The sequence below is a fragment of the Streptomyces sp. NPDC015032 genome (genome assembly GCF_043080425.1).
Classification (GTDB): Bacteria; Actinomycetota; Actinomycetes; order Streptomycetales; family Streptomycetaceae; genus Streptomyces.
Map to the genome: position 1 here is coordinate 1 of NZ_JBIBVN010000040.1, position 24,079 is coordinate 24,079.

The 24,079-nt window shown below is 69.3% G+C and carries 27 protein-coding genes and 1 pseudogene; 8 read left to right on the forward strand and 20 right to left on the reverse strand.

The window, feature by feature from the left end; genetic code table 11:
- Positions 1-91: 91 nt before the first annotated feature.
- The 20 genes and pseudogenes from ACF08M_RS34445 to ACF08M_RS34540 form a co-directional block, all read right to left on the reverse strand.
- Positions 92-1,144 carry a SpaA isopeptide-forming pilin-related protein gene (locus ACF08M_RS34445; protein WP_392189203.1) on the reverse strand — a complete coding sequence of 351 codons (1,053 nt, stop codon included), beginning with the start codon at positions 1,142-1,144 and terminating at the stop codon, positions 92-94.
- A 35-nt stretch (positions 1,145-1,179) separates the two neighbouring features.
- Complete coding sequence (locus ACF08M_RS34450) at positions 1,180-1,941, reverse strand: DUF317 domain-containing protein (protein ID WP_392189204.1); 762 nt, start codon at positions 1,939-1,941, stop codon at positions 1,180-1,182.
- 88 nt (positions 1,942-2,029) lie between these two features.
- A pseudogene (locus ACF08M_RS34455) lies at positions 2,030-2,488 on the reverse strand (hypothetical protein); the annotation flags it as partial.
- A gap of 30 nt (positions 2,489-2,518) precedes the next feature.
- On the reverse strand, positions 2,519-3,385 hold the full coding sequence (locus ACF08M_RS34460) for a DUF317 domain-containing protein (RefSeq protein WP_392189269.1): 867 nt from the start codon (positions 3,383-3,385) through the stop codon (positions 2,519-2,521).
- A 56-nt stretch (positions 3,386-3,441) separates the two neighbouring features.
- Positions 3,442-5,130 carry a collagen binding domain-containing protein gene (locus ACF08M_RS34465; protein WP_392189205.1) on the reverse strand — a complete coding sequence of 563 codons (1,689 nt, stop codon included), beginning with the start codon at positions 5,128-5,130 and terminating at the stop codon, positions 3,442-3,444.
- Positions 5,131-5,265: 135 nt separating this feature from the next.
- Entirely contained in the window at positions 5,266-6,501 is a 1,236-nt protein-coding gene (locus ACF08M_RS34470) for an ATP-grasp domain-containing protein (protein WP_392189206.1), read from the reverse strand.
- A 221-nt stretch (positions 6,502-6,722) separates the two neighbouring features.
- Entirely contained in the window at positions 6,723-6,920 is a 198-nt protein-coding gene (locus ACF08M_RS34475; protein ID WP_392189207.1) for a hypothetical protein, read from the reverse strand.
- A gap of 42 nt (positions 6,921-6,962) precedes the next feature.
- Positions 6,963-8,210, reverse strand: coding sequence for an MFS transporter (locus ACF08M_RS34480; protein WP_392189208.1), 1,248 nt, complete (start codon positions 8,208-8,210; stop codon positions 6,963-6,965).
- A gap of 67 nt (positions 8,211-8,277) precedes the next feature.
- On the reverse strand, positions 8,278-8,718 hold the full coding sequence (locus tag ACF08M_RS34485; protein WP_392189209.1) for a hypothetical protein: 441 nt from the start codon (positions 8,716-8,718) through the stop codon (positions 8,278-8,280).
- Positions 8,715-9,221 carry a hypothetical protein gene (locus ACF08M_RS34490; protein ID WP_392189210.1) on the reverse strand — a complete coding sequence of 169 codons (507 nt, stop codon included), beginning with the start codon at positions 9,219-9,221 and terminating at the stop codon, positions 8,715-8,717. Before ACF08M_RS34490 ends, ACF08M_RS34485 begins: the two co-directional genes overlap by 4 nt.
- Positions 9,218-10,066, reverse strand: coding sequence for a winged helix-turn-helix transcriptional regulator (locus ACF08M_RS34495; protein ID WP_392189211.1), 849 nt, complete (start codon positions 10,064-10,066; stop codon positions 9,218-9,220). The genes ACF08M_RS34490 and ACF08M_RS34495 overlap by 4 nt, the downstream gene beginning before the upstream one ends.
- Before the next feature lie 26 nt (positions 10,067-10,092).
- On the reverse strand, positions 10,093-10,506 hold the full coding sequence (locus ACF08M_RS34500; RefSeq protein WP_392189212.1) for a hypothetical protein: 414 nt from the start codon (positions 10,504-10,506) through the stop codon (positions 10,093-10,095).
- A gap of 10 nt (positions 10,507-10,516) precedes the next feature.
- Entirely contained in the window at positions 10,517-10,963 is a 447-nt protein-coding gene (locus ACF08M_RS34505; RefSeq protein ID WP_392189213.1) for a hypothetical protein, read from the reverse strand.
- Positions 10,960-11,448, reverse strand: a complete 489-nt coding sequence (locus ACF08M_RS34510; RefSeq protein ID WP_392189214.1) for a hypothetical protein — start codon at positions 11,446-11,448, stop codon at positions 10,960-10,962. The genes ACF08M_RS34505 and ACF08M_RS34510 overlap by 4 nt, the downstream gene beginning before the upstream one ends.
- Positions 11,449-11,545: 97 nt before the next feature.
- Positions 11,546-11,893 (reverse strand): SH3 domain-containing protein, encoded by a 348-nt coding sequence (locus ACF08M_RS34515; protein ID WP_392189215.1) that lies wholly within the window; start codon positions 11,891-11,893, stop codon positions 11,546-11,548.
- Positions 11,894-12,053: 160 nt separating this feature from the next.
- Positions 12,054-12,764: a hypothetical protein gene (locus ACF08M_RS34520; protein ID WP_392189216.1), complete on the reverse strand. Its 711-nt coding sequence runs from the start codon at positions 12,762-12,764 to the stop codon at positions 12,054-12,056.
- 59 nt (positions 12,765-12,823) lie between these two features.
- Positions 12,824-13,522 (reverse strand): hypothetical protein, encoded by a 699-nt coding sequence (locus ACF08M_RS34525; RefSeq protein WP_392189217.1) that lies wholly within the window; start codon positions 13,520-13,522, stop codon positions 12,824-12,826.
- Between the two features lie 18 nt (positions 13,523-13,540).
- Positions 13,541-14,026 (reverse strand): hypothetical protein, encoded by a 486-nt coding sequence (locus ACF08M_RS34530; RefSeq protein WP_392189218.1) that lies wholly within the window; start codon positions 14,024-14,026, stop codon positions 13,541-13,543.
- Entirely contained in the window at positions 14,023-14,583 is a 561-nt protein-coding gene (locus ACF08M_RS34535; protein WP_392189270.1) for a DUF4913 domain-containing protein, read from the reverse strand. Before ACF08M_RS34535 ends, ACF08M_RS34530 begins: the two co-directional genes overlap by 4 nt.
- Positions 14,584-14,803: 220 nt before the next feature.
- A complete protein-coding gene (locus tag ACF08M_RS34540) occupies positions 14,804-15,559 on the reverse strand; it encodes a DNA-methyltransferase (RefSeq protein ID WP_392189219.1) in 756 nt (251 codons plus the stop codon).
- Positions 15,560-16,049: 490 nt separating this feature from the next.
- Here ACF08M_RS34540 and ACF08M_RS34545 point away from each other — a divergent pair, with 490 nt between their 5' ends.
- The 8 genes from ACF08M_RS34545 (at position 16,050) to ACF08M_RS34580 (ending at position 24,074) form a co-directional block, all read left to right on the forward strand.
- Positions 16,050-17,165 carry a C40 family peptidase gene (locus ACF08M_RS34545; RefSeq protein ID WP_392189220.1) on the forward strand — a complete coding sequence of 372 codons (1,116 nt, stop codon included), beginning with the start codon at positions 16,050-16,052 and terminating at the stop codon, positions 17,163-17,165.
- 352 nt (positions 17,166-17,517) lie between these two features.
- Positions 17,518-17,832, forward strand: coding sequence for a DUF6112 family protein (locus tag ACF08M_RS34550; RefSeq protein WP_392189221.1), 315 nt, complete (start codon positions 17,518-17,520; stop codon positions 17,830-17,832).
- A complete protein-coding gene (locus tag ACF08M_RS34555) occupies positions 17,832-18,524 on the forward strand; it encodes a hypothetical protein (protein WP_392189222.1) in 693 nt (230 codons plus the stop codon). The genes ACF08M_RS34550 and ACF08M_RS34555 overlap by 1 nt, the downstream gene beginning before the upstream one ends.
- 35 nt (positions 18,525-18,559) lie before the next feature.
- Entirely contained in the window at positions 18,560-19,897 is a 1,338-nt protein-coding gene (locus ACF08M_RS34560) for an ATP-binding protein (protein WP_392189223.1), read from the forward strand.
- Between the two features lie 80 nt (positions 19,898-19,977).
- Entirely contained in the window at positions 19,978-21,450 is a 1,473-nt protein-coding gene (locus ACF08M_RS34565) for an SCO6880 family protein (protein WP_392189224.1), read from the forward strand.
- 48 nt (positions 21,451-21,498) lie between these two features.
- Positions 21,499-21,951 carry a DUF6238 family protein gene (locus ACF08M_RS34570; RefSeq protein WP_392189225.1) on the forward strand — a complete coding sequence of 151 codons (453 nt, stop codon included), beginning with the start codon at positions 21,499-21,501 and terminating at the stop codon, positions 21,949-21,951.
- Between the two features lie 31 nt (positions 21,952-21,982).
- Positions 21,983-23,488: a VirB4 family type IV secretion system protein gene (locus ACF08M_RS34575; RefSeq protein ID WP_392189226.1), complete on the forward strand. Its 1,506-nt coding sequence runs from the start codon at positions 21,983-21,985 to the stop codon at positions 23,486-23,488.
- Positions 23,489-23,543: 55 nt separating this feature from the next.
- Complete coding sequence (locus tag ACF08M_RS34580) at positions 23,544-24,074, forward strand: hypothetical protein (protein ID WP_392189227.1); 531 nt, start codon at positions 23,544-23,546, stop codon at positions 24,072-24,074.
- The last annotated feature ends 5 nt before the right edge of the window (positions 24,075-24,079 follow it).

Consider the following 24,079-nt stretch of genomic DNA (forward strand, 5'->3'; position numbering starts at 1 on the left):
GGACCCTAGACAAGTCCCATCGTCCCAGGTCAGATGCGCTCCTCGCTTATTTGATCAAGCGTCGGACACTCGCAGTCGCGAAAGTGCGAGGCTAGCTGGTTTCGCCGCTGTCGTCCTGGGCGGTGTTGGCTGGCTTGCGGCAGCTGCGACGGCGGGCGGCAATCAGGGCGCTGCTACCGGCGGCGACGAGGAGTCCGCCGGCGCCGAGGAGCCAGGGCGTGGCGTCGGCTCCGGTGTGGGCGAGGGAGCCGTCCGGGGTCTTCGGCGTTGCTTCCTCGGTCGCGGCTGTCGCGGGAAGCGAGGGGTCAGTGCTCGGCGTGGCGGATCGGGTAGAGGAGGGGGACATGCCGCCGGAGGAGTCGTGGGTCGGCTTATCCTCCGGTGTAGAGGGGGTGGGGGTGGGCTTGTCTGTAGGCTTGCCGGACGGGTCGGGCTTCGGAGTAGTTGCGGTCTCGGCGTTGGTGACGGTCACGGTGACCGGTGCGCCGGGGCCAGCAGCGAACGTCTTCACGGGCTTGTAGAGGTGGTATCCCGCGGGGGCCTTGATCTGCTTGACCCAGAATTCGGTCTTCCGGCTCGACACCGGCAGCTCGCCGGAGGCCGTGCCATTGGCCCCGGTCGTGAGAGTGAGTAGCGTCTTGTCGCCGCTGCCGATGTTCACGGTCGCGCCGGTCAGAAGCTTGCCGGTCTTGTCGTCCTTGGCCTGCAGGAGGACCTTGGCGGCCTTGAATGGGTCGGTGATCGTCAGCCGCGTGATGGCACCCGGGGTGACGATGACGTCCTGGTCTGCGACAACCTCGTGGAGCGGGCTACCGGATGCCGTCTCCTTGAGCCGGTAGACGCCGGGGGTCAGGTCGGGGAAGGTCAGCGTCCCTTGCGCGTCGGTCTTCCCGCGTCCGACCTCCTGGCCTGCGGAATTGAGCAGCAGGAACGCGGCGCCGGGGAGAATGTCCCCTGCCGTGTCCTTCTTGGTGATCGTGATGCTGGCCGCGTCTGTGGCCGGTTCCTCGGCGGGGGCAACGGGTGCTGAGGGTGTCGGCTCGGACGGTTGGGCGGTCGCGGCGGGTGCCCACGTGAGGGTGCCAATCACAGCAGCGGCGACAGCAGCGGATCGGACGGCGCCGCGGACAGTGCGTGCATGCACGAGAGGTGGAACTCCTTGATCAGGTGTTGGGAAGGTCATCGGGCCCGGCCCTTGCCTGGCCTGGTGGCCGGCGAAGCGGCGGGTGAGTAGCCGGGGGGCTGCTTGGCCGTCGGCGTGGCCATATTGAGGTGTTGTCGAACATGAACGGGCAGGTCTTTGACTGCACGTTGCACCGGCTCGGTGGAGACCAGTGAGGCGGTGAAGGCCGCAACGAGCCCGGTGGGCGTGCTGGCCGAGAGTTCCGCACTCCAGTCCGGCTCCCAGATGTCTCCGCCCCATTCCGGCCTGCCGGTTGCCTTGTTGGCGTACTGGTGTACGCCTCCAGGCAGGTCTGGGGCGAGGAGGCTCTGGGGGTAGTTGGTCTTGACATTGTGGTTCCACCCGCGGTCGAGCAGCAGCGCGTATCCCTCGTATGGCTCCGTCGCACCGTCAAACAGCCGGTCCTGGTCGCTGTAGAGGTCGAGCAGCTCGGCGTGGAGGTCGTGCAGTAGTTCTACGGGCGTGGTGGCGTCGAAGACGATCTGCCAGGTCAGCTCGCCGAACGGGACACGGCTCGCGCCGATGGTCCACGTCCCTTTGCCCCGTTTTTCGGGTTCGGGGGCGAAGCGGGTCCACAGCCGCGCGCAGGGGCTGCTGGCGAACAGCATCCCTGCGTCTGCCGGATGGAGGTGCCAGCCGTCATCGAAAGGGAAAGGCCGCACCATGTGGAGGTCCAGCGCGCCGGGGCCGGCAAGGCGGCGAGGGAGAACTTTCACGGTCTGGTCGGGGTCGAGGCCGTTGAGGAGGTCGGGGGGCATAGCGGGGACTCCTGCTTGAACGGGCCGCGCAAGACCTGCGAGACGGAGGTAGGGACGGAGACTCAGCGGGCGCGACCGCTACTCGGGGAGGTCGGCAAGGGGCCTTGTGAGTGGTGGAGCCCGCAGCACGGCTCGGCGCGGTCGCGGCCCAGGCTCCGGGGAACCAGACGGCGCTGTAGCGCTGGATGGCGTCGCGCAGCCCGGTGGTGACGGCGCCGTCCCATGGGGGCCGGCCGGGGCGGTGGTATTTGTCGAATGTGCCGTGCTGCTTGGTGTTGGGGCGAGTGCGGGTGGCTTCGTCGCGGCGGTGGAAGGTGCCGTGATCCAGGAAGCTGAGTGCTACTGAGTCGATCTCGCCCTTGTCCGCGTGGACAACCGCCAGACGCAGGCCGCCGTACGTATCTGCGTGCTTGGTTCCGGTGAAGGCAATCCGCAGTCGTAGCGGTGAGCCCGGTATGGGGACCGCGTAGTAGGTGGTACCCACGACGGTGCTGTCGCGGAAGGGGAGGCACAATTCGGCAAAGAACTCGGGGGCCTGCAGGGACAAGAAGTGTCTCCGGTCGGGATCGAGCTGGGGCTATCGGCGAGGGCCGGGCAGGGCCGGGCGGCTGGTGGTGCTCCAGCGAGGGATGCTCAGAGCGGGGAACACGGTCGGGCGGCAGGATGTGGCGGCCCGTTGCACGTCGAGCGGGGTGGGGGTCGGCGGTTGCGGCGGGAGGATGGGAGTGAGCTGGGCCATGCCCTTGAGGTAGCTCAGGGTGTCCTGACGCCACCGGGGCAGCGGTGCCGGATCGGAGACGCATTGGGTGACAGCGGTGATCAGGGCGACGGGAGTGTCGGTGCTGGCCGTCGCGTACCAGGCGGGTCGGTCGGCGGACTTGCCGGCCCACAGCTGCCAGCGGGCGTCGCGCGTGGTCAGCTCCGCTTCCGGATCGAGGTCCCCGGTGGTGAACTCCATGCCGGCGAGCCCGTCCGGGGCCTGGACCGCGAACACACCCCAGCGGGGGCGGTCGACCTCCCATCCCTGCTTGAGGAGAGGGACGACGGCCAGAAAGGGGTCGTGCTCGTCGGTGCCGGAGACCGGCCTGGCGAGGTAGGCGTCCGGCCCCTGCTCGTACGCCGTGGCGAGGACGGTGGTGAGGGCGGCCACGAACTCCGTGGGCACACGGTCGTTGAAACAGACACCCCACGTCGGCGGGCCGAACGGGTCCTTGTAGGCGTTGATGCGCCAGAGCCCGTCGTCCTCGCCCTCGGGTAGATAGCCCAGGCGCACGCGCCGGTCGGGGGCTGTCACGTACACATTGCCGAGGTCGTCGTGCTGAAGGTCCCAGCCGAGGTCGAGAAGCGGGGTGAGGGCGGGGTCACCGGTCCCGGTGGTGCTGGCGAGGTAGCGGGGAGAGACATAGACGTCGCCGTCAATGTCTACGGAAAGGTCAGATGCGATGAGAGAGTCCTGTGGGTGTCTACGCGAGGCGGCGGTGAAGTGGCTGTGCGGGCGCGTCAGCCGGACGCGGGTTCCGAGCCCGGGCGCCGACGGCGCGCAACCCAGTAGGTGGCCGCTCCCGCGATGAGAAGCACACCGGCGGAGCTGAGCAACCACGTCGTGGCCTCGGAGCCGGTGTGGGCGAGGCTGCCGGAAGGTGGCGTGTCGGCGGGAGGCGAGAGCGGCGGGGTGGTGGGCGGAGTCGTCGGGGGCGTGGTCGGCGGGGTCACGGTGTCGGCCAGCGTCACGGTGACGGTGGTACCGGGCTTCGCGGTGAACGTGGCCGGTTCGATGTCGAGCTGGTAGCCGGCCGGGGCCTTGACCTCGGTGGCCCAGTAGCGGGTGCCTGCCTTGAGCGCGACGTCCAGCTTGGCCGTCGCGGTGCCGTCATTTCCGGTCGTCAGGGAGAGCACCTGCTTGCCCGGGCGGTGCTTGCCGGACGGATCGACGATGTCGGTTCTGATGTTGATTTCCGCTCCGGCCAGGGGCTTGCCGCTGGCCTTGTCCGTCTTGCGGACCAACAGTTCGGCCGTCTTGAACGGGTCGATGACCGTGAGGGGGTTGGCGTGGGCGGAGCGTCCCTCGGTGATGGTGATGTCCTGGTCCGGCACCAGGTCGTGGACGGTGTCGCCGGTGGAGGTTTCGCGGAGCCGGTAGGTTCCCGGGGCGATGCCTTCGAAGGCGAGCACTCCCCCGGCGTCGGTCTCCCCTTGAGCGACGGTCTTGCCGGTTCTGTCCAGGAGTTGGAACCTGGCGCCGGTCAGGATGCTGCCCTCGGGGTCCTTCTTGTGGATCTCTACCCCGCCCGGAGCGGCTCCGACGTCCACGGTGGCCGTGTCCTGGACGGTGGTCGTGTCACCGGCCAGCAGCATGCGCTGCGCGGCCGGGTTCTGGGGGCTGAGGACCTTAAGCTGCGCCCCGGGCAGACCGGTTGCCGTGGCCATGACCTTGGCCTTCCCGGCGCCTCGGGGCGTGAACGACCAGCTGCCGGAGCCGTTCCTGTCCGTGGTGACTGTGCTCTCTGCCGTGCCGGAGCCGGACTCGGCCAGGGATACCTTGACGCCGGGAATGGCCTCGCCGGTGAGGGTGGAGGTGAGCTTCACCGAGATGGAGACGTTCTGTCCCGCATGCGTCTGGGTCACCGACGGAGTGATGTGCAACGCGTACGGTCCCGCGAGGTGCTGTGCCTCGTCGATGTAGCGGAGCGCGAGGGTGCGTGCGGTGGGTGAGACCACCGGGTAGGCCAGGCGTTCCCGGCCGCGGGGGCCGTTGATGCCGTATGCGCCGCCGGCCAGCCATTCGTAGACGGCGGCATCCACTGCGGCGGCCTGCGCGTTGTTCCGCGTCTGCCCGTACCGGCCGATCACGTATGAGGCGTACGCGAGGTTCGCTGCGGGTACGGGCTTGCCGGTCACCGACGAGGTCCAGGACGTGACGGTGGCCGGCGCGCTGTAGTGGCCCGCGTCTGCGGGGCCCTTCCGCTCCGGGTCACCACAGTAGGTCTCGTTGGGGCCCCACACGCTGGGGCCGGGAGGACCGTAGGCACCGATGTGGGAGGTGCCGGCGTTTCCGTCGGAGTCGGGGATCGTGTAGCCGGGGCCCAGGACGGTGGAAGGCGAGGGGGCCGCTTGGGCCGGTGACCAGGCCAGAGTGCCGGATATGCCGGCGGCTACGAGGACAGCAACCGAGCGAGTGCAAAGGCGCATGGAGATCCTGAATCGAAGGTGGGGTAAGGGAGTTGGTGTGTCGGTGGCAGGGCGGTGCCTGTTCAGCGGCGGTTGGGGCCGTGCTGCGGCGGTTTCACGCTCGGCACCGGCCCGGCAGAGTGGCTGGACAGGTCGTCACGCATTCGGGGCGCTGTAGGTCTGGGTGTCCATGCGCGCGTCGACAGTGACCGTCACATGGCCGGTGGCCAGGCGGAGGCGCTCCTGGGTGTCTTCTGCCGTGGGGGCGGTGACGAGGATGTGGCCGATGCGGGCGGTGTCGAGGTCGCCGTCCGGCGGGAGGACAGCCCGGTCGCCGGGTTCGCGGAGCCATCGGACTTCTTCGAGCCAGTCGGCGGTGTGGGCGAACCGGGCGTCGATCGAGCGGTGGGTGAGGGTTCCTGTGGCGTGCGGGTACAGGATGCGGATGGCGGCGGCCTGGTGCCGGGTGGGAGCGAGGGTTGGGGCGGTGCCGCAGGCCAGGTCTGCTGCGATGCGGGCGAGGTCGAGGCCGGTGGCGAGCGAGACGAGGCGGCCGATGAGATCGCCTCCGATCCGGGCGTTGACCTCGATGATGCGCGGGCCTCGGTCGGTCAGGCGCAGTTCTACGTGCTGGATGCCGGTGGTGATGCCGAGTGCGGCTACGGCGGCGGTGGCGACCGGTGCCACTTCGGCGAGCAGCGGGTCGCGTGCGTCGACCGAGTGGGCGATCTCTTCGAAGAATGGGGCGAAGCCGACCGTCTTGCGGGTGACGACGACGGCTGCGGTGACGCCGCGGTGGGTGACACACTCCACCGAGATCTCGGGGCCGTCCAGGTATTCCTCGACGAGCACGTCGTCGGATTCGCTGCCGACTCCCCCTGCGCTGGCGGCGGCGAAGGCGTATCCGGCTGCCAGGTCCTCGCCGTTGTCGATGCGGATAACGCCGAGGCTGGCTGCGTTGGAGGCGGGCTTGAGGACGATCGGGTAGCCGATGGACTCCGCGGCGAGGACGGCCTCCAGCAGGGATGTGGTGCGAATCGAGGTGGCGGAGCCGACACGGTGCTCGGTCAGTGCGGTGCGGGTGCGTCCCTTGTCGCGGCACGCCCGCATCGCCTCCGGGCGGGAGCCGGGCAGCGTGAGGTGCTCGGCGAGCCGGGCCGTGGGCACGATCTGGTACTCGTCCCACGTGAGCACGCCGGACACGTCGTGACGGGCGGCGAGTTCACGGCCGGCGGCGACGACGGCGTCCGGGTCGGTGAGGTCGGTGACTTCCCAGTCGGCGATGAGCGGGGTCTGCCAGGTGGGCTGGGAATCGGTGACGATCACCACCTTGTATCCGGCGGCCACCTGTTCCAGGCAGTACCGGCGGTAGACCTCGTCCCCCGGGGACACGACAAGAACAGTGCGAGAAGGCAAGAGAACTCCAGGAATGATGGATACGGGGGTGTCAGGAGCGGTGAGTACCGGGTTCAGTCGGCGCGGCGGCGGCGAAGCTCGAACGCAGAGGCCCACTGGGGGTGGTCGGCGAGCAGCTTGCGGGCGTACAGCGCCGTGTAGTTGTTGTCCAGGCCGCGCATGTCCTTCGGCAGCCGCCAGCGCAGAGCCTCGACCAGTTACTTGAGACCGAGGCGGGTGTCCCCGGCTGCCAGCCGTTCCGCGGTCAGCTGCTCCAGGGCGAGGTAGACGTACGGGTGGGCAGCGTCGTATGCGTGGAACCGGTCGGTGATCGTGGGTCGGGCACCCGCACGCGCTGAAGGCCGGGACGCGGGCCGGGCGGTCTGGGACGGTGCGGGGCGGGTCGTGGGCGTCAAGTGGATCTCCGGGAGGCAGGCGGCCAAAACCGCGTGGGGAGGTCAGGCGGAACGGGTGCGCAGGGCGGGGAGAGTGCGCAGGCGGGTGAAGGTGAGACCCAGGCCGAGGGCCTGCAGGACGGCGCAGGCAGTGATCACGTGCCCAAGCAGGGCGGGCGGCGCGGCGGCGACCAGGACGCCGGCGACGGGGAACGGGGCCAGCAGGAGGAGGACGGTCAGTGCGAGGGTGCTGCCGAACACCGGGGCGGGGACCAGGTGGGAACGCAGGGTGCGCAGGACCACCGCCATGCCGCCTTCGGCCGCCATGAGGACGGCGATCAGCACGAGGTAGGCGTGGTAGGTGTGGGTGAGTGAGACGGCCAGGCATGCCGAGGCGGCGATCGTGGCGCAGAGAGCGCCGACGGGCCACAGGCCCCAGCGGTCGATGGCCGCCCGGCACACGGCGACCGCCACGAGCGAGGCGACGGCGGCGGCAGACCAGATCAGGCCCACGTCGGCGGTGGAGCGCCCCATTTGCTGCACCACGATCACCGGGGCCGCGGCTTGCAGCAGACCAGTGGCCAGATTCGACACGGCCAGCCCCGTCACCAGCCAGCCGAGGGCGGGCAGTGAGCGCAGGGTCGACCAGCCGGTGCGCAGTCCCTGGAGGACGGGCTCGGGGGCGTCGGTGTGTCCCTTGTCGTGGTGGCGGGAGGTGAGAGCGGCGGCGAGCAGTGAGAAGGCGGCGATCACGATGAGCATCGCGGTCGCTCCGGCCCACTGCAGCAGCAGTCCGGCGAGAGCGGGGCCGGCCAGAGTGGCGACCTGGTCGATGCCGAGCAGGACGGACTGCACGCGGTGGGCGCGGTCGCCGGCCTCCCGGCTGGCCATGCCGCCCGTTGTCTCGGCGGCGATGTAGGAGAACTCCGTGAGCACGCCCGTGCAGGCGGCGAGCAGCATGACGGTGATCACGGTGCTGGGTCCGCCGCTGCCGAGCTGGGTCAGGGCGAGGGCTGCGGCCAGGACCACGGTGGCCCGCGCTGCCGAGGCGAGACGGAACACCCGGGTGGCACCGTAGCGGTCGACCATGGCGCCGGCGACCGCGAACGCGGCCAGCCTCGGGACCCATTCCAGCGCGAAAGCAAGGCCGGTCAGAGCCGCGGAGTTGGTGGTGGCGAGCACCAGGAGCGGGATGCCGTACGTGGTCATGGCGGAGCCGCCGGCGTCCATGCTGCGTGGCAGGTAGATGCCGCGCAGCAGTGCTGTGGTGTGGCGGGCGTGCCGGGGGCTGCCGGTGATCAGGTCGGTCATCGTTGCTTTCTTCGAGGAAGCCGGCCCGCTGGAAGAAAGGCCAGGGCGGGCGGGAGGGAGGAAGGGGTTATGTGCGGGACCGGCGAGGTGCGCGGGGCGGGGCTTGTGCCGGGGCTGGTATCTGGTGAGGTGAGTCCCGTTCCGGTGAAGTCCACAGGTCCGCGTAGGAGTTGGCGAGCATGCGCAGCAGGCGGATGCCTTCGCCCCGGCGGGCGACGAGCATGTCGATGGATATGCCGGTGAACTGCAGAAGCCCGTCGGTGGCCGCGTGGTGGACGGTGTCCCGTCCGCTGGTAATCCGGTCCAGAGTCCGGCTGGCTGTTTCCGCCTGGGTGAGGAGTTGGTGCTGGACTTCGTCCACGGAAGCGACTGTTTCCTGGATGAGCCGGACGAGAGTGTCCAGGGCGCTGCCGGACGGGTGGGTAGTCAGGGTGATGCCCCTGGCGGCAAGCACGTCACCAGCGGTCTTCGTGCCAAGTGCGCTCAGCGCCCTGCGCGGCGGGGTCACGCCGCTTCCGGGAGGTTCTGGAGGACACCGGCCGGCTCGTCGCCGCTCCAGTGGGAATCGATCCAGCGGTCCAGGGCCTCACGCAGCCGGGCGAGTTCCTCAACAGCCCCCACAGTGGCTGTTGGTGGTGCAGCAACCGGGCCCTGGACGGGAGTGAGGAGCTGAAGTGTGGCCTGGACACGGGTGATGAACGTGCAGGTGGGGCCTGGGTAGTTGTGGGTCCGGGCCCATCGGGCGGTGGAGTCGTAGATGTCGGCCAACTGCAGGCCGGCATCGGTGAGCCCGAGCCCGGCTCCGGACCGGATGCTAACCAGACCGAGGGTATGGGCCTGCTCGATGGTGTGCCGGATCCGGCGCCGTGTGAGATCCGGAAAGATGCGTGCTGGCCCGCGGGGAGGAACGGGGCCGTTGTCGTCGATCTCCGTGATCAGGCGGATCAAGTCGGCGGATGCCAGTGCCGTGCACGCTCGCGCGACCTGTCCCTGGGAAGTAGCGGTGGTCATCGGCCCGGCCCTCCCGCCGTGAGTACGGCCTTGGGACGGGACGGGGCGGTGTGGGAGAACAGGTCGCGGTTCTGCCAGGCCGGATGGTGCGCGGATCGGGTCGGGGCGGCCGTCATGGGTGCGGGGCGGCGGGAGTGGCGGGCGGCCTGGGTCTGCGGGCCGGTACGCATGGAGTGGTCGTTGTGTCCCCAGACCGGGTGCTGGGACGTGTGGGTGAGCGGCCGACCGGCAGACCACGCGGACAGGGCTCCGAAGACGCCTCCGAGACCGTCGCCGGCCTCGGACAGGCGGTAGGGCTGCCCGGCGCCGGCTGTCGTCACCAGGCCGTCGTCAACGAGCTGCCGCAGCGGCGGATAGATACTGGTCCAGTAGCCGTCGGGTATGACGATGCTGGCCAGGGCCCGCGCGCTGGTCTCCTGGCGGGATTTGAGTACCCACAGGATCGTTGTGGCGTGCCGGCGGGTGAGCAGGGTGAGGCTGTCCTCGATGTTCTCGATCGCGGATGTGGGCGTGTCCGGCTTCTCCAGAGAGCGGTCGGCCCACCCGGCGATCAGCGGCAGGACGGGAAGCAGCTCCGCGCCGCGCTCGGTGAGGCCGTAGGTGACGTGCCGCTGTGAGTGCTCGACGCGTTCGAGCAGGCCGGAGTCGCACAGCGACCGGACCCTGGGGTGAAGCTGTCCGCTCTGCAGCCAGGGCAGCCGGGCCGCGAGTTCCGTGTAGCGCTGGGGCCGGCCACTCAGTGCCAGGAGGATCCGCACGTTCCAGCGCGGGGTCATCATGCCGAGGGCTTCGGTGACCCGGGCGACGTCGGCATCGGTGGCCGGGGACAGACCGGTGGTGGTCAAAGCAGGACTCCTGGGAGGAAGAAGGGTCAGCGCCCCTGTGTCGCGCTCGCAGGCCGTGCGGGCGGAGCGGGCACAGCCGGCGCGGTGGTGGCGGGGGCCGGCTCGGGCGGGGAAACGCGGCCCAGGCTCTGAAGAACGGCGGAGACCGTCGTGGCCTGGATGTCGCGGACGGCGACCGCTTCGCCGAGACGGCGGGCGCAGTCGAGTACGTGCGACACCTCGTGTCCGCCGATGTGCCGGCCGGGGTGGACGAGCTGGGCGAGGCGGTCGCGGTGGACGGCGATGCTCCGCTCCGCGACGGCGAGGTCATGGTGCATGCCGAGGAGGGCCGAGAGCATGCCGGGGGGCTGGTCCTGGACGTGGGCGTCGAGGGTGGCGAGCGGTGCGCCGTAAAGGTCCTCGATCCGTCCGGCTATCTCGGTGGACGTGAGGTGGGGCAAGCGGGGGCTTTCACGGTCGGCGGACCCGGGCCGCCCCGGCACGTGGAAGTGCCGGGACGACGGAGGGCGGCAGGGAAGCGACGGCCATCGACTGCGCGAGGCGGACGGGCCGCGGCTGCCAGTTGGGCGGGGGCATGGTGTGCAGCAGCTCGCCGAGCGCGGCGCGGTAGCCGTCGCGGGCATCGAGCGCCGCCTCCAGCCAGTCCGAGTCGAACCGGAGCTTGTCCGCCGACAGCTCGCCCATGTCACGGTCCGGCGCCATGTCTGCGTGCACCCGGTCCCGGACGCGGGCGACCTGCTCCTCGGTCAGCGCGAGGAAGGACCGCAGCTCCAGGGCACGGGTCAACGCGGCAGAGGCATCGGGGCCGGTCACGCTCGTGTACAGCTCGGCGACCGGAGCGCCGAAGACTTCCTGCAGCTGGCTGTCCGCTGTGCTGGGCTTGAGGCTGACGTTCACAGGGTGGCCCTTCCGGCTCGCGGGACCGATGTAGGCGCGGGCACCGCCGCGGGGCGGTGCGGAGCGCTGGTCTGCACCGCCGGGCCCTTCCGGGTGCCGCGGTTGAGACGGGCGAGGCGTTCGGCTGCGAGGCCCTTCTTCCCCGGAGCATCCGGGTCCAGGAGCCACCGCACGACCAGCGCCCGGCCGTCGCGCGTGGTGACGGCCGCATTGACGCGCTGGGCAAGGTGCATCGTCGGGTCGTCGACCTCGCTGGGCTGTGTTTCCAGCGCGGCAAGCAGGGCGTCCTCCGCCCGGTCGAGAACAGCCTGGGAATCGAGGAGAAGACCGTGGTACTTGACGACAGCGGTGGCGTCGGGATTCGCGGCCGGCGCTGCGGCGACTGCGGCCTTCAACTGGTCCACGCCCATCCCGAAGCGGGCTTCGATCCGATCGGTGAGCACACCCACAACATCGTCGCTGCCGCCGAGTATGTCGTCGGACAAGAGGGAACTCCTTTCAGGAAAAATAACGCCTGGGGGTCGTGAATTGGCGTCCGTCCTGGTGAAGCAGTCAGGTAATGTGCGGGCCTCTGCGGGTTTTTCAGTCCAGGCACATGCGGACGTCGCGGTAGACGTACGTGCCGGAGACCCAGCCCTTGATGCCGGTCGTCTTGTCCGTGATGTAGAGCCAGTTACCGCTCTTCTTGCCCACGGTGAACTTGTGGCCGCGGTAGAGCACGCCGAGCGCAGTGGACTTCGTGGTGGCCTTGGACCGGATGGTCACGGCCTTCGTGTGCACTTCGTACGGCAGCGGCGGCAGCGATGAGCAGTTGCTGCTCGCGAGCGCCGAAGCGGCCACGGGTGCCGCGCTCGCGGTGGTGGCGGACAGCACCGGCAGAGCAAGGGCACCGAGCATCGCTGCGGATACGGCAATTCGGATGGAGCGCATGCGGAAGAAACCTCCGTGCAGGAGAGAGGAATGTGTGAAGGGCGGCCGGGGGACGTTTCCCGTCGGCCTCATAAAGAGTCCGGACAATCGCCGGTTTGGCCAACCGGCGATCGTGGGCTATGTTGCCGCCCCAATCCGCCGGAATATTCAGCCGTGTTGTTCAGCACGACCGGCCAGGAGGGCGTGGAGCAGGCACATTTGCCGGGAGATGCGGGCGAGTCGGCACCGCGGATGGCCGAACCGGAGGCAGAGGGACGGCCGTGCCGCCGATCCGGTCGTAGCACCACTGAAGGGCTTCTTGGACGGTATCGAAGCCGCCCTCGCGCAGCGTGTGAGTCCACGCGTCGGTGTCGACCTCCTCGACCACGACGCGGTACGGAGACGGGGCACGCTCGTGCAGGGAGCGCAGGGCCACGACGGTGACCCAGTCGTCCGGGTCGTCCTGGGTGTAGGAGTAGCCCATCGCGTAGTGGTCGCCATCACCCACGAGGCGCTGTCCCAGAGCCCGCGTCGCCTCATCCGCCGGCGGAGGGCCCAGCTCGGGGTCGAGGCCGATGGCATCGGGAGGACACCCGCGGTGGATCAGCCAGGACTGTGCCATCGCGGGCAGCGGCAGCGGAGCGTGCTCGAATTCGAAGCTCCGCTTCTCTCGGTCCCGTTGCAGGTGGACGGCGACGTATTGGGGGTCGCCGGGGTGGCCGTAGGTGGCTGTGCGGTCGAACAGGACGTAGTAGCTGTGCTCTCCGTCGGCGGTGTGGTGCTCGGCTATTGGGACGAGCATGTCCTCGTGCACCGCGACCTGGTGGTAGAACGCGCGGCACATCTGCTCGTCGGCGTCGAACTCGTCTAGCTTGAAATCAACTTCGGACATGCACCCTCGCGGGTGTCGATGTGATGGAGGACAACAAGGGCCTGCCTTTCTGTTGGGGGTCAGCGCCGCTGTGGTGGGGCGGACGGCCACGCACCGGGCCGGGCTGCCGTCGCTGGCGCTTGGGGTGTGGTGAGCCGACGGGCGGCGGCCAGTGCGGCTCGTCCGGCGTCAGTCAGTGCGACCGGTTGGCCGGCGTGCACGGGATGGCCGGTGTCCCGGGAGACCAGACCGGCGCCTTCCAGCCGCTGCAGTGCGGCGTAGTCGAGGCGGGTACCCGACGCAGTGGTCACCGACATCCGATGGGTCAGGAGGTGTTGGTAGAGCTTGGCGCCGCCGGCGATGGCGAGCAGCGCCGCCCGGTCGGCAGCCGATAGCGGGTCTCCCTTGTCGGCTGGTGCCGTTTCGGCGGCGGCTTCGATGGGCTGCAGCGCGGCGATCACTCGGCGGGCGGCACCGTCGCGCACGTCGGCGGCCTGCTCCAGCTGGTCCACGGTGCGGCCGATGCGCTCGAAGAGGGCGTCATCGACGGGAAACTCTCCGCTGGACAGACGGTGGAGGAGGACTCGATAGAAGATCACGCCGGTTTCGGCCTGGACCAGCTCGCGGTGCCGGTCAACCAGACGGGCATGCGGCTCGTCGAGGATGCCGCGGTCTCGATGTGCCCACAGAGTGTCTGTGTCGTGACCGGTGACGGCCTCGACGCGGTGGTCGAGGGAGGAGACCGCACGCCGGACTGCTGCCGGCGCGGGATCGGACATAGGCGGGGCTCCAGGCAATCAGTGGGAATGGCGGTGCGAGGGGATCTGCGCAGGGCGGGGCAGGCCCGGGAGCGCGGAGGGCGGTGGCCCCGGGCTCGGCACTGGGCCGCGGGTGATGAGCTGAGGGGAGCGGGAACGAGCCGCGTGGGTGCGGGCACTCAGCGGTCGGCGAGACATCCCAAGACGGCGCCCGACCTCGTCATAGACCTGATTGCCGGCCCGGGGCCGGACCGCAACCACATGGATCTCCCGCCGGTGCACAGACGCTTCCGGCGCCGGGCGCACGCCATAGACGACGCGCCATTCCTTCCGGGAATCCACGAACAATTTGCGGTAGCCCTCCAGGTCGCCGTCGAGCCGGGTTCCGAACCTCTCGGCATTCACCACTTCCTGCAGGTAGGCGAGTGTCAGGTCCCGGATGTCGCCGGGGGCTTGAAGGAGATCGGTGAGGGCACGGGGGTCGAAGCTCAGGCCGAAGGCGGGCCGCTGCTGCCCGCCGTTCATGACGTCGGCATCTCAGGCTCGCCGGACTCGTCCCGCTCCGCTTCGGTCGCTGTCCTCTTCTCCGGCCGGGCCGAGGGCGGCGGACCGGGCAGGATCCGGTGTGCGGGACGCTCCGGAGCGGTCATGCAGGCCGACAGCGGCCCTCCTGGCGCACGGATCGCAGCGATCGCGTGCGTGAGGAAATCCCGGTGCCACACGAACAGGCCGCTCAGCCCTGCCTCTGGGTCCTTGTGCTGCTGGTACGCGAGCCACAGGGCGTGAAGCCACGCAACGACGTCGTCGTGCTCCTGCCACTGCAGGCACCAGGGCGCAGCCGTCGTGACTTCCGATCCGTAGACGGGCAGCAGGAAGTCGTCGACCCAGTCGGACAGGGCGTCGAGTTCGTCCTCGCGGTCCTCCCCGGCGAGCTCCATGATGGGGCGCGGCTCTGGCGGGACAACCGGGGGCGGTCCGCCGAACCCCGGCATACCGAACGCCGCGAACGGTGAGGGACTGCTGGAGGCCGGCGCGGAGGCCAGATGGTCGAGCTGCTGAGACTGCTGCGCCGACTGCTCCATCAGCCGCCGGACGCTGGCCTCAATCCCCTCCAGCTGCGAATCCGGAATACGGACCGGTTCCAACCCGTCGGCCGGGGGTTCTACGGGTTCAGACATGATGAGTGTGGCCTCCTAGAGGACGTGGAACGAGGGAAGCGATAGCGGTGACGAGGCGTGTTGAGGCGTCGCCCTTGACCGCGAAATGGCCCCGGCTATCGCCGCAGAGAACTCCGTTGCGGCATCAGGCAGTCAGAACCACGTCGTCCTGGGTCAGCGTTTCGCCGATCGTCTCCGTGAGCCGCTCGGCCGCGATGGATGCGTATTCTTCGGTTTTTTCTATTCCGATGAAGTCGCGGCCTTCGAGCAGGGCGGCGACGCCTGTGGAGCCGGAGCCGGCGCAAAAGTCGAGCACCGTGCCGCTCGGCGGGGAGATCTTGACCAGCTCGCGCATCACCTCGACGGGCTTCTGCGTGATGTGCCGGCGCTTTGCCCCCGAAGGCTGGGACGCCGAGTACAAGCCGGGCAGATAGACAGGGTTCCGGGAGCCGTCGATCGGCCCCTTGCTGGCCCAGACAATGAACTCGCAGTTCTGGGTGAACCGGCCCTTCTGCGGCCTGGCCTGCGGTTTGTGCCAGGCCAGCACCCCGCGCCACAGCCACCCGGCCGCCTGGATCGCGTCCGTCGTGGTGGGCAGCTGCCGCCAGTCGGTGAACAGCAGCGCGGTGCCGCCCGTCTTGGTGAGGCGGTGGGATTCGGTCATGATCTGCGTCAGCCAGAACCCGTACGACCGCTGGTCCATGTTCTCGCCGGTGAAGTCCGGCAAGGTGTGCTGGGCATCGGCGGAGGTGTACTTCGCCTTTGCGGAGCGGGTGGTTCGCTCCTTCGCGGTCCGCCCGCCCGAGTTGTACGGGGGGTCGGTGATGACGGAGTCGACGCAGTTGTCCGGCAGGCCGGTGAGGACGCTGAGGGCGTCGCCCTGGTGCAGGGAAAAAGGCAAAGAGGAACCCCGATTCGGGTGTAGAGCGGAGGGAGAGGCCGTCTCGCAGGAATGTCCCCGGGGGGCCGGATTTGGGCATACAGAGGCCCAGAGCCCGCAGGCCGGGGAGGCGAGAGGAGTTCCAAAACTGTAGGGGCGAATTCGCCGACGACCAAGAAGTGCCCTGCTGAGGGGCCGGATTCCGGCACCTCACGCCTGCTTTTTGGTCAACCGGCGATCCGGGCCTACTGTTTTTTAACCGCCTGGCGCACACCGCCTGGCTGTTCTCCTCATGTCCCCGGCGCACCTGGCTCATCTGTGGGTCCAGCTCAGCGAGCGGCAACTCGCCTGCACCGGCCAACACTCTGACCGCACACCTCGGTTGCCGCGGCCCCCTTCCACCACACCACGCACACGCGGCACACCGGATCACGCCCCCCAAGGACACCTGCATGACATGTCGTTACCCGCCCCTGCCCACATGCCGTGACCGGCGATCGGGCCACACGGATTGAAGGCGATCGCCGCCGGCATCGGCGTCGTCTTCCTCTCCCCGCTCCTGCTCGCCGGCACCGGCATGATGCTGGCCGTCTCCGCAGATGCCGTGCAGAACAACGTCTCGTTCAACAACTGCCTGACCGACATCGACGCTGACGACGTCGCCGAGCAGGTCGCCAAGATCCTCGACGGTGCGTCCGGCAAGAACGCTCACATCGAGGGCCTGGACCTGCCCGCCGAACAGGTCCCCAATGCCCAGACGATCGTGGCCACCGGCCGCAGCCTCGACATTCCCAAGAAGGGGCAGGTCATCGCGCTCGCCACGGCGATGCAGGAGTCCCGGCTGCGCAACCTCAACTACGGCGACCGGGACAGCCTCGGCCTGTTCCAGCAGCGCCCTTCCCAGGGCTGGGGCACCGCCCAGCAGATCCACGACCCGGTCTACGCCTCCGAGCAGTTCTACAAGCACTTGATCAAGGTGGACGGCTGGCAGCAGATGACCGTCACCCAGGCCGCGCAGGCCGTCCAGAAGTCCGGCTGGCCGGACGCGTACGCGAAGTGGGAGTCCCTGGCCACCGCACTCCAGGCAGCCATTGCCAAGACCTTCCCCGGCGCCGACAAGGACGCAAAAGATCAAGGCAAGCAGACCGATAGCACCGGCTGCGCTCCGGACAAGGACGGCTCCGGCTTCGGCCGCATCCCCGAGGGAAGCATCCCGAAGGGATACAAGATCCCCAAGAACGCTGACCCGAAGGCACGCAAGGCCATCGAGTGGGCGATGTACCAGCTCGGCACGCTCTACCAGTGGGGCGGATCCTGCACCAACTCGCACGGACCCGACCCGATGGGCCGCTGCGACTGCAGCTCGCTGATGCAGCAGGCGTACGCACACGCCGACATCACGCTCACCCGCACCACGTACACGCAGGTCAAAGAGGGCAAGGCGGTCTCGCCCAGCCAGCTCCAGCCCGGTGACCTGATCTTCAGCCGCGGCACCGCGGGCCGCCCCGAACATGTCGGCATGTACATGGGTGAGGGCCTCGTGATCGAGGCGCCGCGTACATCAAAACCGGTCCGGATCACCCCGATCAAGGACTGGACGATTCTCGCCGCCCGCCGCGTCCTCTGACGTTGCCCGGACACCTGTAGGTTCTCGAATCCCGTGTCATTTTCTCAGTCGCCGTGTCATCTGGATGTCAGGTCGTGAGAACACCCAGGTCATCGGCTTGCGGCCTGCTGGGCCGACAGAGGAAATGACACGGATCTGAGGACGTCGGCGGATGACAGGGCGTGAGACAGCGGAAGAACGCCCAGGTCACAGCGACGGCAGACGACAGAAGAATTGAGAACCTACAACACCGCTCCGAGCGGGTCGTCGGCGCGGCCTTCTCCCGCGTCCCGAACACGCCTCTCTCTCCGCTTCTCCCTCTCCCCGCCAGCTTCTCGCCTGGCCCGCGTATGCAAGGAGCCCCGCCACACCTATGTCCCTCCCTCTCACGGACCGCGTCATCCAGCTCGCTTACGACCCGGGCGTCTCCCCCCAGGGCGGCGGTCTGCCCGGCCTGAGCGTGCTGAAGAACGTCGTCAACTCGATCAACTTGTTCGGGATCGTCGCCGTCGTCGGTGCCCTCGCCGTCTCGCTCGGTGTGTGGGCCTGGGGCCACCACACCGGTGGGCACCAGGCTGAGGCCAACGGCAAGAAGGGCGCCGTCGTCGCCGCGGGCGCCGCGCTCGGACTCGGCGCCGCGAACGGAATCGTGGCATTCTTCTCGGCCCTCGGGTCGCAGGTCCACTGATGCAAAAACGACTCCCCATCCTCTCGCTGTCCTCCTACGGTGTGGGCTGGTCGGCCAACAAGCGCATCGCGATGGTCGCTCTGGTCGTCACCGTCCTGATCGCTACCGCTGCCACCGTCGCTTGGCTGTCCGGCAGTAAGGACACTCACCAGCCCCCGGACCACACCACGCGGGCCCCGGCGAGCAGCCCGTCCGTCTCCGAGGCCGCCCCGAAGCCCGCTGCCGGATCCGGGTCCGTGCCCCGGCCTCCGCAGATCGCTGAACCGATCGCCTACGCCAAGGCCGTGGCACAGATGTTGTGGTCCTACGACACCCGCGACACCGGCCGCGACCAGCAACTCGCGGGCATGCATGCCTGGATGACCGATGAGACCGCGTACGCGGACTGGCCCTCTGTCTCCGGCCAGGTCCCTGATCCGGTGCTCTGGTCGCGGATGGCCGACCAGGACCAGCACGCCACCGCCAACATCACCGAGGGCCACTTCCCCTCCGCGTTCAAGGCTGCCCTGGCCGACGACCCATCCGCGATCACCAAGGCATACATCTACGTCGTCACCGTCAACGGCAAGCAGCAGATCTCCTGGAAGCAAGGCGGGGGCGGAGCCGAGGACCGCGCCGTAACCCTCGCCGTGCAGTGCCGCCCCGACCACGACTGCGCCCTGGCCGCCATCGCTCCGAACGTGACGCAGTGACCCGCACCTGACACAAGAAAGGAGGGGAAAATCCCGTGGGTTTCTGCGACCTTCCCCTGGCCGACAAGCTGTGCGCCGTCGGCGACGCGGTCTCTTTCGCCTCGGACCCCGCCCAGGCCATCGGCAACTGGATGATGAAGTCGGCGGGTGAACTGGCGGCAGCCGCCGCCGACCTGGCGGCCCAGGTGGTGAACACCACCACCAAGGTCGATCTGAACGCCGGCTGGTTTCGCGACAACTACGAAATGCTGCTGCCTCTGGGCCTGGTCCTGCTGGTCGCGACGTTCTGCGCGCAGCTCGTCCGTGCCGCAATCAAACGCGACGGGCAGGCCCTCATCCAGGCATTCACCGGCACCATGTCTGGCGTCCTGTTCGCCTTCTGCTGCATCGCCCTGACCACGGTCGCCATCGAGGTCGTCGATGTCATCAGCGACGGCCTGTTCAAGACTGCACACCTGAGCATCGAGTCGGCGGTGCGTCGCATCGTGCTGGTCAACATGATCGCTTCCCTGTCCGGCATGGGCTGGCTCGTCCCGGTCGTCGCCGGTCTCGGCTCCGCCGTCGGCGCCTTTCTCTACTGGTGCGTGATGATGGTCCGCAAGGTCGGCATCCTCGTCATGGTCACCCTGGCGATCTTCGCCGGGGCCGGCGGCGGCTGGGAAGCCGCGCGACGCTGGCGCCGCGGCTGGATCGAAGCCACCGCGACCCTCGTCGTCAGCAAGCTGCTGATGACCGTGATCTTCGTGCTCGGTATCTCCGCCATGGGCAAGACCGAGGCCAAGGACGGTGTCGCCGCACTGGCAGATGTCATGTCCGGCATCGTGATCATGGTGCTGGTGCTGCTGTGCCCCTACGCAGTCTTCAAGTTCGTGCACTGGGCAGCCGACGGCACCGACGGCGAGTCCATCCACCGAGCCGGCGGCGCCGGAGCACAGATCGCCAGGGCACATGCCGAAAAGGCTGGCCGCAAGGTAGCAGCGGCAGCAGCCACCGCCGGCACCGGCGGTGCCGCAGCCGGTGCGGAAGCCGCCCCTCAAGGCCCCGGCGCCGGCTTCCCCGGCGACATCGCCGCCAACCCGACCGGCAACACCAGTAACGGCAACGGCAACGGCAAGGAAGATTCAAGCACCGGTCTTCTGGAGAAGGCCGTCCAGCCCCCGCCGACGAGTATCTCCGACGACACCAGCGGCCAGATGGGCGGCAGCCCGGGCCCGGATAGCTCCGGAACGAACCCCGTGCCCGGTCAGAGCGGCGGATGGCAGTCCGACCCGCCTACCACGACCCCGCCGCCGCAGGGCGCACCGCCGTCCTCCGGCTCGCAGCACGCCACGCCCAGCGCAACGGCTGGGCCGCCGCCCCCGACCGGCCTCTGATCCTCTGCCCGCTTCCCGGGGGCGCGGCGTGCTCCGCATGCCTCGCCCCCGGGCCCCCTCCCGCCTCCAGGACCCGCCCCTTGTCTGACCTCTCCGTCGCCCCGGTCACGGTGAAATTCCCGCACCGGTCCCGCCGAGGCATCCTCCTCGGCCTCACCCTGCCCCAGCTTGTACTCGTATCCTGCGCCCTGGCGCTGCTGCTGGTGACGGTCACCTCCACCGGACTCCTCGGCGCCATTGCCCTGGCCCCGCTGTGGGCGGCAGTCGCCGCCCTGGTCACGGTCCGCCGCAACGGCCGGTCCCTGATCGACTGGGCACCGATCGTCACCCGCTACACGCACCGCCGCCGCACCGGGCAGACCCTGTGGCTGGCCCGGCCCGTCACCCGCCCCCGGCAGGACGGCGTCCTTCACCTGCCCGGCACCGCCGCCTCCCTCAAAGTCGTCACCCCCGGCGACTCCGCCAACGGTGCCGCGGCCGTCCACGACCCGCACCAGCAGACCCTCACCGCCATCGCCCGCGTCTCCTCCCGCGCCTTCGTGCTGCTCGACCCGGCCACACAGAACCACAACGTAAGCAGCTGGGGCCGGGCCCTTGCCGGAACCGCCCGCACCGGACACGTCGCCACAGTGCAGGTCCTGGAGCGCACCGTCCCCGACTCCGGCGACACCCTCACCCGGCACTGGACCCGCAACGGCCGCCCCGAGGCCCCGGTCGCCGGGCAGGTCTACTCCGAACTCGTCGCCGCCGCCGGCCCCGCAGCAGCCCCGCACGAGACGTACATCGCGATCTCCCTCGACCTCAAGGCCGCCAAGCGCCTGATATCGCAGGCCGGTGGTGGGCTGCCCGGCGCCTTCACCGTCATGGAGCAGACCACGGCCAGCGTCGCCCAGGCCGCCCGGAACGCCGGCCTGATGGTCACCGGGTGGCTCAGTGCCCGGGAGATCGCCGCCGCCATCCGCACCGCCTACGACCCCAAAGCCCTCTCCGCCCTGCAGCAGTGGTCCGAATCCGGCCAGGCCGAAGCAGACCCCGCAGCAGCCGGCCCCGTCGTCCAGGTCGAGGAGTACGACCGGGTCGCCACCGACTCCGCCCGCCACGCGACCTACTGGGTGGAGAACTGGCCGCGGACCGAGATGGGCGCGGGATTCCTGCACGGCCTGATGTTCACAGCCGGCGTCCGCCGGACCCTCTCCCTCACATACGTGCCTCAACGGCTGGAGTCCGCACTACGCGACGTCCAGCGCAAGAAGGCACAGATCATCGCGGACGCCAGCGAGCGCACCCGGCGCGGCCAAGTCGACAGCGAAGAGGACTCCGTCGAGTACGCCGACGTCAAGACGCGTGAGCGGCAACTCATCGCAGGGCACGCCGATGTCTCACTGACCGGCCTGGTCACCGTCACAGCCGAGACCGATGCCCTCCTGGACGCCGCCTGCGCACAGATCGAGACCGCCGCTGTCACCGCCGGCGTCGACCTGCGCCGCCTGTTCTTCCAGCAGCCCGACGCCTTCACTGTTTCCGCGCTGCCACTGGCCCGCACCACTCTCTGACCCCGCTGCCCCCGCACCGCCACGGCGGCAGGAAGGACCCACGTCCCTTTGCCCTCTCCTCCGCGTGCCGACGACGCACACCCCTACCTCCGAGCCGCCACCGCCGGCGTCCGCCACCACACCCACGCACTGGGTCGGTCGGCCCTGCCGGAGCCGGCGGACCGCTCCCACCTCGACGTCCTCCACGCTCATCTCACCGCCCTGCTACGGCTCGTCGACCAGCTCGCCGGGGCGGCCCGTCCCCCGCATCCGGGCGCAGGCCGGCACCTCGCCTCCGCCCACACCCGTCTGTGGCAGGCCACCGCCGCCGTGCACGACGCCTTCCACCTCCTGCCATCCACAGCCGCCGACTCCAGCGACTGCCGGCCCGAAAGTCTCCCGGAAGGCCCGCCATTCATGACGATCTGCCAACGCCACCTCGCCACCGGACACATCGTCCGCCGCAAGACCACCCCCACCGACCTCGACCGCCCGCCCCACATCACCGCATGCCTGCGATGACCGCCTCTCGCAGCCGAAACGCGGGCCCCCGATGAGCCACCGGCCCGCCCGCCGCGCCTCCGCCAGCCCCCTGTTCACCCCGCACGAAACCGACCGGGCCAGCCGCAAGGCCGCCCGCCGCCAACTCGCCGAAGCCACCGCCAAGGCCCGCGCCGAAGCGGCCGTGCACCCGGTGGACAGCGCACCCACCGACCACGAAACACCCGCCCCGCTGTACCCGTTCAGCGGACGGCCCGGCCACGCTTCCGCCCGCGGGAACAAGCTGAGACTGCCCTCCCACCGCATGACCACCGCCGTCGCCGCCGGCGCGTACCCGTTCCTCGCCGAAGGCGGACTCGGCGCCGAGGGCATCTACATCGGCCGCGACGTCCACGCCGAGGCATCGTTCGTGTTCGATCCGTTCGCCCTGTACGGCAAGGTCGACGGGTTCACCAATCCGAACGTGCTGCTGGCCGGGGTCATCGGCCAGGGGAAGAGCGCGCTTGCCAAGAGCTTCGCGCTCCGGTCGGTCGCCTTCGGCTACCGCGTCTACGTCCCGTGCGACCCGAAGGGGGAGTGGACGCCCGTCGCGCAGGCGTTGGGTGGCACGTCCGTTGCCCTCGGTCCTGGGCTCCCGGGCAAGCTGAATCCGCTGGATGCCGCGCCCCGGCCAGAGAGCATCTCCGAGGCCGACTGGGTCAGCGAGATCCGCAAGAGACGCCTTCTCCTGCTCGGCTCCCTGGCCCGGACCGTTCTCGGCCGGGACCTGCTGCCCATGGAACATACGGCGCTCGACGTCGCCCTCGACCATGTCGTCACCCGGGCCGCCGACACGGGCCACACCCCGCTCCTTGGCGATGTCGCCGCTGCCCTCAACAACTCAGCCACTCTCGACGAGGCCGTCGGGATGATGTCGGGACAGCTCGGCGAGGCGGCCCGTGACCTAGCCCACGCCATGCGCAGATTGGTCCACGGTGACTTGGCCGGCATGTTCGACGCCCCCTCCACCGTCGAATTCGACCCGACCGCGCCGATGCTGTCCATCGACCTCTCCCACCTCGGCGGATCCGGCGACGACACCGCTCTCGTCCTCGCCATGACCTGTGCCTCGGCATGGATGGAGTCCGCGCTCTCCGACCCGTCCGGTGGCCGACGCTGGATCGTGTACGACGAGGCGTGGCGGCTGATGCGGCACGTCGCACTGCTCCAGCGCATGCAGGCCCAGTGGAAGCTCAGCCGCGGCCTCGGCATCGCCAACCTCATGGTAATCCACCGGCTGTCCGACCTGCTCGCCGCCGGCGACGCCGGATCACAGGGGCGCGCCCTGGCCGAAGGACTCCTCGCCGACTGCTCCACCCGCATCATCTACCGCCAGGAGACCGACCAACTCCACGCGGCGGCCTCCCTCCTCGGCCTGACCTCCGTCGAAATGGACGCCATCGCCCACCTCAACCGAGGACGTGGCCTGTGGAAGGTCGCCGGACGATCCTTCATCGTGCAACACCTCCTGCACAGCCACGAGCTGCAGCTCTTCGATACCGACGCTCGCATGCACTGAAAATGCGCCGAGTTCACGAATACCGACGTGTTGACCCCAACGAACAGAGTCACACATGAGCATTTCCCAGCCGGACCACTGGGAGTACGAGGGCTCGCGCCGCAAACCCCGATGGCTCCCGAAGAAGGCCCCGACCTCGTCCGTCGCTGCCCAGCCCGAACCATACGTACAGCCGCCGGACTCCGGCCTCTCCGTCCGCGCTGCGACGGACGCTCTCCAAGCCGCCCCCGATATTGATCGGTTCACCGAGGTATATGAACACACTGTCGATGAAGGTCACGGCGCTTTCGCCCAGATACACCAGTTCCTGGAAAGCGCAGCCAACTGGTGCCGCGACGGCGGCGCACTCGACTCCGCAGGAGAACTGGAGTCGTGGGCGATCCGTCTGGAAGAGCTGATCGAAGACGTCCGACTCCTCCCGGAATCGCTGGCAATCGAATCTGCCTGGCGGTCCAGGGACGAACTCGTAAAGCAGGCCGCCCTCCAACCATCTCCAACCAAATCCACCACCAAACCCGCACCCGTCCGGCCCTCTGACGGCCTGCGCGCCGGAGCAGCTGCGCCTCCGGCGGTACGCCGCCGCTGACTCCT

Bases quoted from the DNA above. Each gene is read 5' to 3' on its own strand.
- ACF08M_RS34450 (WP_392189204.1), bottom strand. From the start codon at position 1,941: ATGCCCCCCGACCTCCTCAACGGCCTCGACCCCGACCAGACCGTGAAA.
- ACF08M_RS34465 (WP_392189205.1), bottom strand. From the start codon at position 5,130: ATGCGCCTTTGCACTCGCTCGGTTGCTGTCCTCGTAGCCGCCGGCATA.
- ACF08M_RS34480 (WP_392189208.1), bottom strand. From the start codon at position 8,210: ATGACCGACCTGATCACCGGCAGCCCCCGGCACGCCCGCCACACCACA.
- ACF08M_RS34490 (WP_392189210.1), bottom strand. From the start codon at position 9,221: ATGACCACCGCTACTTCCCAGGGACAGGTCGCGCGAGCGTGCACGGCA.
- ACF08M_RS34515 (WP_392189215.1), bottom strand. From the start codon at position 11,893: ATGCGCTCCATCCGAATTGCCGTATCCGCAGCGATGCTCGGTGCCCTT.
- ACF08M_RS34520 (WP_392189216.1), bottom strand. From the start codon at position 12,764: ATGTCCGAAGTTGATTTCAAGCTAGACGAGTTCGACGCCGACGAGCAG.
- ACF08M_RS34525 (WP_392189217.1), bottom strand. From the start codon at position 13,522: ATGTCCGATCCCGCGCCGGCAGCAGTCCGGCGTGCGGTCTCCTCCCTC.
- ACF08M_RS34530 (WP_392189218.1), bottom strand. From the start codon at position 14,026: ATGAACGGCGGGCAGCAGCGGCCCGCCTTCGGCCTGAGCTTCGACCCC.
- ACF08M_RS34535 (WP_392189270.1), bottom strand. From the start codon at position 14,583: ATGGAGCAGTCGGCGCAGCAGTCTCAGCAGCTCGACCATCTGGCCTCC.
- ACF08M_RS34550 (WP_392189221.1), top strand. From the start codon at position 17,518: ATGTCCCTCCCTCTCACGGACCGCGTCATCCAGCTCGCTTACGACCCG.
- ACF08M_RS34555 (WP_392189222.1), top strand. From the start codon at position 17,832: ATGCAAAAACGACTCCCCATCCTCTCGCTGTCCTCCTACGGTGTGGGC.
- ACF08M_RS34575 (WP_392189226.1), top strand. From the start codon at position 21,983: ATGAGCCACCGGCCCGCCCGCCGCGCCTCCGCCAGCCCCCTGTTCACC.
- ACF08M_RS34580 (WP_392189227.1), top strand. From the start codon at position 23,544: ATGAGCATTTCCCAGCCGGACCACTGGGAGTACGAGGGCTCGCGCCGC.